The sequence below is a fragment of the Allobosea sp. FW305-C-101 genome (genome assembly GCF_058783685.1).
Genome location: NZ_JBYSYT010000002.1, coordinates 1 through 12,493 on the forward strand (window position 1 = coordinate 1; position 12,493 = coordinate 12,493).

11 protein-coding genes are annotated in these 12,493 nt (G+C 67.5%); 5 read left to right on the plus strand and 6 right to left on the minus strand.

What is annotated here, in order from left to right; genetic code table 11:
• Positions 1-158 precede the first annotated feature (158 nt).
• On the plus strand, positions 159-1,217 hold the full coding sequence (locus tag AC3WMA_RS07405) for an MBL fold metallo-hydrolase (RefSeq protein ID WP_492284765.1): 1,059 nt from the start codon (positions 159-161) through the stop codon (positions 1,215-1,217).
• A gap of 133 nt (positions 1,218-1,350) precedes the next feature.
• On the opposite strand, the gene AC3WMA_RS07410 is transcribed toward AC3WMA_RS07405, so the two are convergent.
• A complete protein-coding gene (locus tag AC3WMA_RS07410) occupies positions 1,351-2,172 on the minus strand; it encodes a GyrI-like domain-containing protein (RefSeq protein ID WP_492284766.1) in 822 nt (273 codons plus the stop codon).
• Between the two features lie 212 nt (positions 2,173-2,384).
• On the opposite strand from AC3WMA_RS07410, the gene dapF reads away from it, so the two are divergent.
• Both dapF and mtaB read left to right on the plus strand, forming a co-directional pair.
• Complete coding sequence (dapF, locus tag AC3WMA_RS07415) at positions 2,385-3,269, plus strand: diaminopimelate epimerase (protein WP_492284767.1); 885 nt, start codon at positions 2,385-2,387, stop codon at positions 3,267-3,269.
• A 49-nt stretch (positions 3,270-3,318) separates the two neighbouring features.
• On the plus strand, positions 3,319-4,641 hold the full coding sequence (mtaB, locus tag AC3WMA_RS07420) for a tRNA (N(6)-L-threonylcarbamoyladenosine(37)-C(2))-methylthiotransferase MtaB (protein WP_492284768.1): 1,323 nt from the start codon (positions 3,319-3,321) through the stop codon (positions 4,639-4,641).
• A gap of 252 nt (positions 4,642-4,893) precedes the next feature.
• On the opposite strand, the gene AC3WMA_RS07425 is transcribed toward mtaB, so the two are convergent.
• From AC3WMA_RS07425 to AC3WMA_RS07440, 4 genes are all read right to left on the minus strand, one after another.
• On the minus strand, positions 4,894-6,003 hold the full coding sequence (locus tag AC3WMA_RS07425) for a sulfite oxidase (protein ID WP_492284769.1): 1,110 nt from the start codon (positions 6,001-6,003) through the stop codon (positions 4,894-4,896).
• A 196-nt stretch (positions 6,004-6,199) separates the two neighbouring features.
• Positions 6,200-7,915 carry an AMP-binding protein gene (locus AC3WMA_RS07430; protein ID WP_492284770.1) on the minus strand — a complete coding sequence of 572 codons (1,716 nt, stop codon included), beginning with the start codon at positions 7,913-7,915 and terminating at the stop codon, positions 6,200-6,202.
• A gap of 212 nt (positions 7,916-8,127) precedes the next feature.
• Complete coding sequence (locus tag AC3WMA_RS07435) at positions 8,128-10,212, minus strand: elongation factor G (RefSeq protein ID WP_492284771.1); 2,085 nt, start codon at positions 10,210-10,212, stop codon at positions 8,128-8,130.
• A gap of 232 nt (positions 10,213-10,444) precedes the next feature.
• Positions 10,445-10,630 (minus strand): hypothetical protein, encoded by a 186-nt coding sequence (locus AC3WMA_RS07440; RefSeq protein ID WP_492284772.1) that lies wholly within the window; start codon positions 10,628-10,630, stop codon positions 10,445-10,447.
• Between the two features lie 274 nt (positions 10,631-10,904).
• On the opposite strand from AC3WMA_RS07440, the gene AC3WMA_RS07445 reads away from it, so the two are divergent.
• Positions 10,905-11,093 (plus strand): hypothetical protein, encoded by a 189-nt coding sequence (locus AC3WMA_RS07445; protein ID WP_257731384.1) that lies wholly within the window; start codon positions 10,905-10,907, stop codon positions 11,091-11,093.
• Between the two features lie 16 nt (positions 11,094-11,109).
• Here AC3WMA_RS07445 and AC3WMA_RS07450 read toward each other — a convergent pair whose 3' ends face one another.
• Positions 11,110-11,898, minus strand: a complete 789-nt coding sequence (locus AC3WMA_RS07450; RefSeq protein ID WP_492284773.1) for an SDR family NAD(P)-dependent oxidoreductase — start codon at positions 11,896-11,898, stop codon at positions 11,110-11,112.
• Positions 11,899-12,074: 176 nt separating this feature from the next.
• Between AC3WMA_RS07450 and rplS the strand changes: the two genes are divergently transcribed.
• Positions 12,075-12,470, plus strand: coding sequence for a 50S ribosomal protein L19 (rplS, locus tag AC3WMA_RS07455; RefSeq protein WP_257731382.1), 396 nt, complete (start codon positions 12,075-12,077; stop codon positions 12,468-12,470).
• The last annotated feature ends 23 nt before the right edge of the window (positions 12,471-12,493 follow it).

Consider the following 12,493-nt stretch of genomic DNA (forward strand, 5'->3'; position numbering starts at 1 on the left):
GCGCCGCCTTCGGCAACGACGCCCGCTGGCAGTCCCTGACGATCGATGAGGATACCGGCTCCGGCTATGACCGCCAGCCGACGCGCTGGCTTCACGCCTTGGCGATCAGGTCGCCGGAGCCTTGACGGAAGGTTGCGGCGGTCTACCTGTTCTGGACCATGACCCGCCGCAAACTCCTCTCCTTCGTCGGCCTCGGTGCGCTGCTGGCTTCGACCGGCGCCGCCTGGGGCGCGATCTCCCGCTCACGCAATCCCTATTACCAGGGCCCCGTCAGCGACCATTTCAACGGGCTCGTCTTCAGCGACGGCCGCCCGGTGACCAAGGGCCTCGCCGATGTGCTGCGCTGGCAGACCGGCAAGCGCGAGCGCGAGGCTTTTCCCCTCGCCTATCAGGCGCCCCCGCAGGACAAACCGTCCGCCAGCGTCGACGGCATCAGGGTCGTCCATCTCGGCCATGCCTCCTTCCTGTATCAGGTGGCCGGCCTCAACCTGCTGATCGACCCCGTCTATTCGCTACGCGCCAGCCCCTTCTCCTTCATCGGTCCGAAGCGCGTGAATGCGCCGGGCGTCGCCTTCGCCGACCTGCCGAAGATCGACGCTGTGCTGGTCACGCATAACCATTACGACCATCTCGACATCGAGACGCTGGCGCTGCTGCATGCCAGAGACCAGCCGCGCATGATCATGCCCCTCGGCAATGACGCGATCGTCCGCGCCCGCATTCCCGATGCCCGCACTGAGCCGCATGACTGGAACGACCGGCTCACACTCTCGGACAAGGTCGCGGTCACGCTGGTGCCGAGCTACCACTGGTCGGCGCGCGGCGCTTTCGACCGGCGCATGGCCTTGTGGTGCTCCTACATCTTGGAAACACCGGCCGCGAAGATCTTCCATATCGGCGATACCGGCTACCATGACGGCTCGTTGTACCGGGAACTGGGGAGCCAGCACGGGCCGTTCGACCTCGCCGTGCTGCCGATCGGCGCCTATGAGCCGCGCTGGTTCATGTCGGACAATCACATGAACCCCGACGAAGCGGTCAAGGTCATGCTGGCGCTAGGTGCCAGGCAGGCGATCGGCCATCACTGGGGCACCTTCCAGCTCACCGACGAAGGCGTCGAGCGCCCGCCTGAGGCGCTGAAGGCAGCGCTGGCAGAGGCCGGGCTGCCGGAAGAGCGCTTCCGGCCGATGCGGCCGGGTTTGAGCTGGAGCGCGTGACGGCACGCACCGCCGTCATTCTCGGGCGAAGCGCAGCGCAGACCCGAGAATCTCTTTAAAGCGAGGCGCGAGGAGCCTCCGCGGGCATGAGATGCTCAGGGCTCAAGCCCGAGCATGACGGCAGGCGACGATCTCACTTCGGCTGGACGTAGATGTTGATCTCGAGGTTAGGGTCGCCAGGGTCCCTGAGATCGCTGACATACTCTTCCAGGAAAGCGTCCTTCACGGCGATGCTCTTGGCTTCGAGATAGGCCGTGATCGTCTCGTAGGTGGAATCGATGTCGTCATAGGGAGCGACATGCTGGAAGCGCAGCGCCTTCCCAGCCGGTGACGCGCTCAGCTTCACCCCAGGCCCCAGCGCGGGAGGCGGGCCTCCGGCCGGCACCGCGACGGGCAGCATCGCCTCGAAACGAAAACCGTCATCGGTCGTCTCGACAAAGAGCGACAAAGGCCGACCGGCAACCGGCAGACCCGCCTTTTGGGCCTCGGCACGCAAGGCGTTGAAGCTCTCCGACAGCCTCTGGAAACCCTGGTCCCAGCTCGCCTGCCCCGACAGCAGCAGGACGGGCTTTGCGGCCAGCGTGACCTCCTCGATATCGCTGGAATCGCTGCGCCTGCCGGCGAGCGTCGCATTGGGGTCGGGCACGCCGGTCTGCTGCTGCACGGGCGGCAGGGGCTGGCCCGGCGGCGGCAGGGTCGGCGGCGGCTGCACAGGCTGCGGCTCGACCGGTCCGGGTAAAGTCGGCGCGGGCTGCACCGGCTGCGGCACCACCGGGTTCGGCGCCGGCGGAGCCGGCTGGACCGGTTGCGGCCCCGGCTGGGAATCCGGCACGGGCGCGGGCGGCGTCTGCGCCGGAGCGGACGGCATCTGGGCTGGACTGGCGCCGGGCGGCGGGGCAAGCGGCGCCGATTCGACGGCGGTCGGCGGTGCGATGCGCGCCTGTGCGAGGACCATTCCGCTCGGCAGGCTCGTCAAGCCGGCGAGCGCCAGAGCACAAATCCGGGAATACCGCCGAGAATCACGCATTGTCACGGCCCTGAGTTTCACGCGATTCGCGCCCTTGCGGCGCAACATAGAATGTCCACCTTGTCTCAGGAACGGGGACGAGGGTGGCTTTTTCACGTCGCCTCGGCCATAGACCCCTTATTCACGGGACGTGTGACCAAATGAACGCTCTGGCCAATCGCCGGTTCCTGAAGATGAACGGGCTCGGCAACCAGATCACGGTGCTGGACCTGCGCGGCAGCAAGCACCTCATCAGCGAAAGCGAGGCCCGCGCCATCGCCTCCGAGCCGCGCGCCCGCTTCGACCAGCTCATGGTTCTGCACGATGCTGTCACGCCCGGCACCGACGCCTTCGTGCGGATCTACAACACCGACGGCTCCGAAGCCGGCGCCTGCGGCAACGGCACGCGCTGCGTCGCCTGGGCGATGATCGCCGACCCGCAGATGGGCGATGCTACCAAGAGCCATCTCGCACTCCAGACCAAGGCCGGCCTGCTGCCGGCAGTGCGCGAGGGCGAGACCCTCTTCACCGTCGACATGGGCGCGCCCCGCCTCGCCTGGGACCAGATCCCGCTGGCCGAGCCCTTCGAGGATACCAGCCGCTTCGAATTGCAGATCGGGCCGATCGACAACCCGATCCTGCACACGCCCTGCGCCGTCAACATGGGCAATCCGCACGCGGTCTTCTTCGTCGAGGACCCCTATGCCTACAATCTCGAGCAGATCGGCTCGCTGCTTGAGAACCACCCGATCTTCCCCGATCGCGCCAATATCGAGCTCGCCGCGGTGAAGGCGCCCGACCACATCGTGCTGCGCGTCTGGGAGCGCGGCGCCGGCATCACTCAGGCTTGCGGCTCGGGTGCCTGCGCGGCGCTGGTTGCGGGCGTGCGTCGTGAACTCACCGCCCGCAAGGCCACCGTCAGCCTGCCCGGTGGCGATCTCGCCATCGAATGGCGCGAGCGCGACGGCCATGTCCTGATGACCGGCCCGGTCGAGTTCGAATGGGAAGGCACGCTCGATCCGGCCCTGTTCGATCAGGCGGCGTGATGGCCCTGGAGCATTTTCAAGCGAAGTGGCGCCGGTTCGCGTGAAGAAAATGCGACCAAACAAGAACCCAGAGCATGTCCACGTTTCTCCGAAACGTGGACATGCTCTGGAGGTCGTCACTTTCGGCTGCCGCCTCAACATCGTCGAGAGCGAGGCGCTCAGGCTCCAGGCGGAAGCCGCCGGGCTGAAGGATGCCGCGATCGTCAATTCCTGCGCCGTCACCGCCGAGGCGACCCGGCAGGCGCGGCAGGCCGTGCGCCGTCTCAAGCGCGAGCAGCCGGACAGGCCCGTGATCGTCACCGGCTGCGCCGCGCAGATCGAGCCCGCCCGCTTCGCCGATATGCCGGAGGTTGACCGCGTCCTCGGCAATGACGAGAAGCTGCGGGCCGAGAACTGGGCGGCTCTTGCCCGCTCCAACAGCCTCGGCCACCCCGACACGGCCACGGCCGACAAGCTCGATGTCGGCGACATCATGGCCCGCACCGTCCTGCGCGCGCCCGTCACCGGCCGTTTCGCCAGCCATACGCGCGGCTTCGTCCAGGTCCAGAACGGCTGCGACCACCGCTGCACCTTCTGTGTCATTCCTTTCGGACGCGGCAATTCGCGCTCGCTCGCCATCGCCGACGTCGTCGCGCAATGCCGCACGTTGCTCAAAGCGGGCGCCCGCGAGATCGTGCTGACCGGCGTCGACCTCACCAGCTATGGCCGCGATCTGGCCGACGAGCCGACGCTGGGCGCACTTGCCGGCGCGATCCTGCGTGCCCTGCCCGAGCTGCCGCGCCTGCGCCTCTCCTCGATCGACGCCGTCGAGGTCGACAATACCTTGCGCAACTTGCTCGCGACCGAAATGCGCCTGATGCCGCATCTGCATCTCTCGCTGCAGGCCGGCGACGACCTCATCCTCAAGCGCATGAAGCGCCGCCACAGCCGCGATGATGCCGTCCGCTTCTGCGCGGAGATCAGGGCCTTGCGTCCCGATATCGTCTTCGGCGCCGATCTCATCGCCGGCTTCCCGACCGAGGACGAGGCGATGTTCGCCCGCTCGCTCGATCTCGTCGCGGAATGCGGGCTCAGCTTCGTCCATGTCTTCCCTTACTCGGCCCGCCCCGGCACGCCGGCTGCGCGCATGCCGCAGCTTTCGGGAGAAATCGTCTCGGAGCGTGCTGCGCGGCTGCGTGCGACAGCGGGCGCGGCACAAGCACGCCATCTCTCGGAGCGCATCGGCCGGCCCCTCAGCGTCCTGACCGAACGCGGCAATACGGGCCGTGCAGAGGATTTCACGCTGGTTCGTTTCGCCCGCGATATCGCACCGGGCGAGATCCTGCCGGTCACCGGCCACGCGGCCGACGGCAAGGCGCTTCTCGCGGCCTGACCAACCGCGTCATTCTCGGGCGAAGCGAAGCGCAGACCCGAGAATCTCTCGCAGGATAAGGCACCTCTTCCGGCCAGAAATGCTCGGGTCAAGCCCGAGCATGACGAGCTTGTTCGACCGAGGATTGGTGGATCGGAAAAGAATAGCCGCCTCGGTCGCCGATGGGAGGAGGAGTGACCGAGGCGGCAGAGCCATGCCCGGAATGGCAGACCCACTTCTTAGACGCAGCAACCCGCCAAAAGGTTCAAAGCCTCACGCGACCACGGATCCGCGCACGCGCTGGACCTGATTGTTGCAATATCCCCGTGGGTTCCAGACCGGCTCCAGCGGCTGGACGCTGCCCTCGGCATCGCGCGCCCGCGCCATGACGACGAACGGTCCTGATGGTTCGGCGGCGACCTCCACCTCGAAGCGTCGCCAGGCAAAGCGTCCCTCGCCGGCCTGCAATTCGACATCCTGCCAGCTTTCGCCGCCGTCGCTGGAGATCGCGACCGCTTCCAGCGCAACGGCACCGCTCCAGGCGAAGCCCGCGACCTTCAATCGTTCGCCCTGCTTCGCCACGAAGCCGTCTGATGGAGCTGTGATCAGCGACTTGACCGGCATGTCGGTGATGACAGCGAAATTCTCAGGGTCGAGGGGCTGGCCGGGGTGCACCGGCCGGATCGGCATCCGATAATCCGTCCCGCGCATCTTCTCGCCGTCATGCTCGATATCGCGCAGGGTGATCCGGTCGAGCCATTTCTGCCAGGCTGATCCGGGATAGCCCGGCGCGACGATGCGCAAAGGCCCGCCATGCAGGCGCGGCAAGGGCTCATCATTCATGGCGAAGGCGATCAGCGTTTCAGGAGCCACCGCCTTGGCCATCGGCAGGCCGCGCGAGAGCGCCGCCTTCTCCGGCTTGCCGATCTGACGGTCCGGCGCGTGATGCGCGGTGTAGACCGCGCTCTGCTTCGGGCCGGCATGCTCCAGCACATCCGCCAGCCGCACGCCCGTCCAGCGCGCGCAGCCGACGGCACCGAGCCGCCATTGCAATCCATCCGTCGCGGGCGAGAAGCGCGAGCGGCCATTGCCGGCGCATTCCAGCACCGCGGTGACCGTGACGGTTTCGAAGCGCTGGCGCAGGCCCTCGACGGTCCAGACCGCCGGGCGCTCGACCTCGCCATCGATGGTCAGCGTCCACTCGGTACTGTCGTCGATCTCCGGTAGATGGCCGTTATTGCGGATGAAGAAGGAATCGACCGGCGTGATCGACTCGTCGAGCAGCGCGAGCGCCGGCTCGGCATTCAGCGCCTCCTCCTCGTAGACATGGAGGCCGGGCTTCAGGCGGCGCAGCAGCGGCAGTTCGACGAGGCGATGAGGCAAGCGGCAACGATCTCCGGTGACGCGTGGCGGTCACCCGCCCACGCGAAAGCCGACAGAGATGGCACGATGCTCGCCCGCCTGTCGACCGTCCCCCCAAGGTGAGAGCTTGCTCCTACAGCCCTCATCCTGAGGAGCCATTCTCTTGGAATGGCGTCTCGAAGGATGCTCCAGGAGGCTCCGGAAGTTCTTGGAGGCGTCAGCGCTGGGCAACGACCTCCTCGCGCAGCGCACGGCGCAGCACCTTGCCAACATTGGTCTTCGGCAGGCTCTCGCGGAAGAAGATCTGCTTGGGCACCTTGTAGCCTGTCAGGTTCTCCTTGCAGTAGGCGCGCAGCGCATCGGTCGTCAGGGTCGGGTCCTTGCGCACGACGAAGGCGGTGACCGCCTCGCCCGAATGCTCGTCCGGCAGGCCGATCACGGCCGATTCCAGCACGCCCGGATGCGAGGCCAACACGTCCTCGACCTCGTTCGGATAGACGTTGAAGCCGGAGACCAGCACCATGTCCTTCATCCGGTCGACGACCTTGACCTGCCCGTCCGGCAGCATGACGCCGACGTCGCCGCTGCGGAAATATCCGTCCGCCGTCATCGCCTTGGCGGTTTCGTCCGGGCGGTTCCAGTAGCCGGCCATCACCTGCGGCCCGCGGATGCAGATCTCGCCCGCCTCGCCCATCGGCATGTCGTTGCCTTCGGCGTCGCGGATCGCGATCTCGGTCGAGGGGATCGGATAGCCGATCGTGCCGCTGAACTCGGTCAGGTCCGGCCGGTTGATCGTGGCGATCGGCGAGGTCTCCGACAGACCGTAACCCTCGATGATCGGGCGGCCGGTCACGGCCTTCCACTGCTTGGCGACCGCGGCTTGCGTCGCCATGCCGCCGGCGACGGCGAAGCGCATCTCCGAGAAATCGACTTGCCTGATCTCGGGATGGTTGGCGAGCGCGTTGTAGAGCGTGTTGACACCGGAGAAGAGCGTGAAGCGGCTCGCCTTCAGCGTCTTGATGAAGCCCGGGATGTCGCGGGGATTGGCGATCAGCAGGCTCTTGGCGCCGATGCGCAGCATGAACATGCAGCAGCAGGTCAGAGCGAAGATGTGGTAGAGCGGCAGCGCCGTCACCATGACATGCTGGTAGTCGCTGCGGCCGAGCGGCGGCTCCAGCACCCATTCCAGCCAGAAGCCCGCCTGCTGAACATTGGACGCGACATTGCGATGCGTCAGCGTCGCGCCCTTGGCGACGCCGGTCGTGCCGCCGGTATATTGCAGGAAGGCGACATCGTCCGGGGCGACCGTCACCGGCGCCATCCGGGCGCCACCCTGCAGAACCTGCTGGAAGCCGACCGAGCCCGGCAGGTTGTAGGGCTTCACCACCTTCTTGATGCGGCGCGCGACGAAATTGACGATCTTGCCCTTGAAGCCCATCAGGTCGCCGGCCGTGGCGACGACGATGGCGTCGAGCTTCAGGTTCGGCTTCGCCTCCTCGACGACATGGGCGAAGTTCTCGATCACCACGAGCACCCGCGCCCCGGCATCGTTGACCTGATGTGTCAATTCACGCGCGGTGTAGAGCGGGTTGACGTTGACGGCGGTGAAGCCGCCGAGCAGCACGCCGAAGAGCGCCGCCGGATAGGCCAGGATGTTCGGCATCATCAGGGCGACGCGGTCGCCCTTCTTCAGTCCCTGAGCCTGAAGCCAGCCGGCGAAAGCCTCGGCCGCCTGACGGGTCTCGGCGAAGGTGATCGTCTTGCCGAAGCTCTCGAAGGCCGGGCGGCTGGCATAGGTCGAGCAGGCGGAACCGATCAGGTCCACCAGCGTGCCGACCTTGGCGTCGTCGAGTTCTGGCGGAACGGCCGGTGGATAATGCGCTAACCAAGGTCGCGAGGCATTCCTGGCCTGCGTGGCGCCGGTCGCGGTCATTCTTCCCTCCCTCTCGCCCGGTTGGCCGCCTCGCGACGGGTTCCGGTGCATTTTCATGATCGTACAGTGCGGAACAGCGGCCGGGAGCGCAAGCTCCAGCCACCATGAGCTGTCGAATGTTCACATCTAAACAGTCCGCACGGCACGAAATCAAGCCCGATCCCGGAGCCAGGGAATGGCTCCCGGAGGGAAGGCGGGCCTGAATTCCCGGTTCAGCGCGCCTGCGCGAGGGCGAGCGCCTGGGCGGAGACCACGGCCTCGGCCGGCTTGCCGGCAAGTTCCGCAAGATGGTCGAAGCGCGCGCTGAACGAGCCGACGCCAGACGTGGCCGAGCGTAGCTCGACGATCAGCCCGGTCATCTCCGCTTCCGGCACCAGCGCCTTGATCTGGTCCCAGCCGCGCCAGCCGGGGCGCGTGTCGTAGCCGAGGATCTGCCCGCGCCGGGCGGAGATCAGCGCCGAGGCCCGCGACATCGCCTCCGAGGGAATCACCACGTCGACCGAGAGGATCGGCTCCAGCAGCACCGGCTTCGCCTGCGGCATTGCCTCGTTCATGGCGAGCCGCGCCGCCTGCCGGAACGCCATGTCGGAGGAATCGACGGTGTGGTAGGAGCCGTCGGTCAGCGTCACCGCGACATCGACGATCGGGAAGCCGAGCGGTCCCTTCTCGCAGAAATCGCGCATGCCGGCCTCGACCGAGCCGATATACTGGCGCGGCACGACGCCGCCGGTGATCCGGTCGACGAACTGGATGCCCTCCCCGCGCGGCAGCGGCGCGACCTCGATCACGACGTCGCCATACTGGCCATGGCCACCGCTCTGCTTGCGATGCCTGCCGCGTGCGCCGGCCTGGCCGCGGATGGTTTCGCGATAGCCGACCTGTGGCGTCTTGTTGAGCACGGTGACGCCATAGCGTCCGGCGAGCTTCTCCAGCGCGACGCGCAGATGCATCTCGCCCTGGCCGGACAGGCGGGTCTCGCCGAGTTCCGGCACCTGCGTGACCGCCAGCGCCGTATCCTCCTCCGTCAGGCGCTGCAGCGCCGCCGCCAGCCTGACATCGTCCTTGCGCTCCTTCACCGCGATGGCGAAGGCATGCACGGCTTCGGGCGGGGCGACCGCGCTGACCACGCTCGCGCGGGTCTTGCCGAGCATAAAGGCCTCGCCCGTCGCGATGCCGTCGAGCTTGGCGAAACCCGCGACATCGCCCTCCTCCGCCGCGGGCTTGCGGCTCTGCTCGGCGCCCTTCAGGGAGACGACGCCCGCGATACGGGCCTCGACGCCGCTCGATGAGGTCACGACATCGCCTTCCGCCAGCCGGCCGCGCATCACCCGCGCCAGCGAGACCTTGCCGCCCTGGCTCGAATGCCAGGTCTTCATCACCTGCGCGAGCGGCGGGCCCTCCGGCAGGATGCCGGCCCGACCACGGGTTTCCGCCAGCCCCGGCGCCTCATGCCTGAGCGCCTTGAGCAGCCGGGTCACGCCATTGCCGCGCTCGGCCGCACCGATCAGCACCGGCACGACATGTCGATGCTGCAACTCGCGGGCCAGATCGTCGAAGACGCGGTCGCGCGGCGGCTCCATGTCGCCGAGCAATTCTTCCATCAGTTCGTCGTCGTAGTCGGCGAGCCGCTCCAGCATCGAGAACCGCGCTTCCTTCTCGCGGCCGGCTTCGTCGACGGCCAAGGGCACGATCTCGCTCGGCGCATGCTCGCGGTAGATAAAGGCCCGTTCCAGGGCGAGATCGATGAAGCCGATCGCGATGCCCTTCTGCCAGATCGGGATCTGGCGCAGCAGCAGCGGCGTGCGGGAAGCGCGCTGCAGGATGGCGAGCGTTTCGCGCACCCGGCGCGAGGCCGTGTCGATCTTGTTCAGGAACAGGAAGCGCGGGATGTCGGCTTCCTCCAGCTCGCGCAGCACGAGCTCCAGCGCCGGCGCCTTGCGGTCATCCGCCTCGCAGACCACGACAGCCGCATCGACCGCCGGCAGCACGTGGCGCATCTCGTGCAGGAACTCGACCGAACCGGGGCAATCGATGAAATGGAAGGTGTCACCGAGGAAATCGACGCTCGCGACGGTGGGCTCCGTGCTCATCTGGTGGGCGCGGGCTTCCGGCGCCGCATCGCCGACCGTGTTACCGCCCTTGACCGTGCCGGTGCGGGTCAGCGCGCCGCATCGCATCAGGATGCTCTCGAGCAGCGTCGTCTTGCCGCTCTGGAAGGGGCCGACGATCGCGATGCATCGCGGCCCCGCGCGTCGGGTGCCGTTTGCGGAGACTCCGTTCTGTGCGGATGCGGGCATGGCTTCCTCCTTCGGGACTGGCCACGATGGAGGAGAAGGTCTGGCAACCCCGGCTCCGGCGCGGCGGAAAGCCGGCGGGAACCGCGAATGCGCTCACGCCGGATGGGCGGCGGTCGCTCGGGCCCGACAGGGTCGGGCGGCCGTCGGAGAGGCAGTTGGACGGAGGTTCGCGCCGATCGGGAGCGGACGCAAGGGCTTTGTCGGCGGTCGCGATAACGAGCAGCGATATTGCTCAGTCAGGCCGTTTCGCGCCCGCGGCGGGGTTGCTTTGATGCATCGGCTGGCCGGCCGGCGCCGTCTCTCGGCCGTATTCACGATTTTGGGGCGTTTCGGCTGCGGGCGCGCCGCCGGTTACCGGGCGATTGGCGCCGGGCGCTTGCTGCGTCGCGCCGGAGCCGGTTCCCTGCTGCGGCGCCATGCCGCTCGATCCCGAGCCGCTACCGGTTCCTTCTTGGGCCGTTGAGGGCGGCGAAGGCGTCTGGGCCTCGGCCATCCCCGTCGCGGCCAGCACGGCTATTGCAACCCCTACTGCATATGATTTCATCGCTTGTCCTCCCGGCTGCCTCGCACGGAGGACCATGGCCGACCAACGCCATCGGGCCGGACACGGTTCCGGCGGGAACCCGGAAGGCCGCCAGACATTCTACGAGGCGGACGGCCGCTACGGCCGTGATGGAGCATGGAGACAGCCGATGCCCGAGAATGCCTCGCAGACGGAATTGGACGAGCGCATCGCCCTTCTCCGGCGCAACATCGCCGAACTGATGGAACAGGCGACGGGCGCCTCCGGCGCGGCCGTCGAGGAGGCCCTCGCCGATCGGCTCAGCGAACAGCAGGACATGCTCAACGAGCTGCTGAAGCAGCGCGAGGCTAAGGGCTAGCTGCCCCTACCCGTCGTCAGAGGTTGCGCCGCTCGCCGCGCAGTGTGGCGAGCCCGATACCGGCCGCATCGAAGCCGCCATCGACCGCCAGCACCTGCCCGGTGATATAGGTCGACCGGTCCGAGCAGAGGAAGAAGATCGCCTCGGCCAGCTCCTCCTCCAGCCCATAGCGGCCGAGTGGCACGGCATCGCGATAATCCGCGCGGATTTCGGGGCTGTGCACCGCCTTGGCCATAGCCGTCTCGACCGGCCCGGGCGCGACCGCGTTGACGCGGATGCCAAGCCCCGCGAGCTCGACGGCCTGCTGCTTGGTGAGATGCGCGAGCGCCGCCTTCGAGGTGCCGTAAGCGACCCGCAGCGTCGAGGCGCGCAGGCCCGAGATCGAGGTGATGTTGACGACGGCGCCACCGCCATTGTCGGCCATCGCGCGCGCAGCGAGCTGCGTCGCCAGGAACGGGCCGGTGAGATTCACCGCCATCACCCGCTGCCACTCGTCATGGCTGGTTTCCAGCAGGGGCTTGAACACCGCCGTACCGGCATTGTTGACGAGGGCGTCGAGCCGCCCGAAGCGCTTGGCCATGCCGGCGAAGGCCGATTCGAGCTGCGCCGGCATCGCTACGTCGCAGGTCAGCACCAGCACCCGCTCGGGCGTCGCGATCTCGGCCGCCGCCCGCTGGAGCCCAGCCCCGTCGATATCGAGCAGGCCGACCTGCCAGCCTTCAGCCAGGAAGCGCTTGGCCGTAGCGAGGCCGATTCCGCGCGCGGCGCCGGTCACGAGGGCGGTCTTGATAACGGGATCGGTCATGGCATCTCGTCCGATGGCGTGTCGCTTCCACACAGGCTATGCATGCCGGCAGCGTGGCCAACAAGCCGGGATTGCCGCTCGACAAACCCGCCGCGCTCCTGTATGGCCCCGCACTCAACTGAAAACAGCGAGCCGAAAGCCCGCGCTTCCGCGCGAATACGGCCATGGAGAGACCCATGAACATCATCGAACAGATCGATGCCGAGCAGATTGCCAAGCTGAGCGAAGGCAAGGCCATTCCCGCGTTCCAGCCCGGCGACACCGTGCAGGTCAACGTCAAGGTCAAGGAAGGCGAGCGTAGCCGCGTCCAGGCCTATGAAGGCGTCGTGATTGCCCGCAACGGCGGCGGCCTCAACCAGAGCTTCACCGTCCGCAAGATTTCCTATGGTGAGGGCGTCGAGCGCGTCTTCCCGCTGTTCTCGCCGAACCTCGACTCGATCAAGGTCATCCGCAAGGGCAAGGTGCGTCGCGCCAAGCTCTATTACCTGCGCGATCGTCGCGGCAAGTCGGCCCGCATCGCCGAGCGCGTCGATGCCAAGCCCGCCAAGGGCCAGAAGGGCGCCGGCAAGTAAGCCGAACCCTCAGCGCCGAAAGC

What these genes read in the sequence shown, in the direction of transcription:
- AC3WMA_RS07405 (WP_492284765.1), top strand. Translation starts at nt 159, where the DNA reads ATGACCCGCCGCAAACTCCTCTCCTTCGTCGGCCTCGGTGCGCTGCTG.
- AC3WMA_RS07410 (WP_492284766.1), bottom strand. Translation starts at nt 2,172, where the DNA reads ATGGTCCTCGCACAGGCGCGCATCGCACCGCCGACCGCCGTCGAATCG.
- dapF (WP_492284767.1), top strand. Translation starts at nt 2,385, where the DNA reads ATGAACGCTCTGGCCAATCGCCGGTTCCTGAAGATGAACGGGCTCGGC.
- mtaB (WP_492284768.1), top strand. Translation starts at nt 3,319, where the DNA reads ATGCGACCAAACAAGAACCCAGAGCATGTCCACGTTTCTCCGAAACGT.
- AC3WMA_RS07430 (WP_492284770.1), bottom strand. Translation starts at nt 7,915, where the DNA reads ATGACCGCGACCGGCGCCACGCAGGCCAGGAATGCCTCGCGACCTTGG.
- AC3WMA_RS07435 (WP_492284771.1), bottom strand. Translation starts at nt 10,212, where the DNA reads ATGCCCGCATCCGCACAGAACGGAGTCTCCGCAAACGGCACCCGACGC.
- AC3WMA_RS07440 (WP_492284772.1), bottom strand. Translation starts at nt 10,630, where the DNA reads ATGGCGCCGCAGCAGGGAACCGGCTCCGGCGCGACGCAGCAAGCGCCC.
- AC3WMA_RS07445 (WP_257731384.1), top strand. Translation starts at nt 10,905, where the DNA reads ATGCCCGAGAATGCCTCGCAGACGGAATTGGACGAGCGCATCGCCCTT.
- AC3WMA_RS07450 (WP_492284773.1), bottom strand. Translation starts at nt 11,898, where the DNA reads ATGACCGATCCCGTTATCAAGACCGCCCTCGTGACCGGCGCCGCGCGC.
- rplS (WP_257731382.1), top strand. Translation starts at nt 12,075, where the DNA reads ATGAACATCATCGAACAGATCGATGCCGAGCAGATTGCCAAGCTGAGC.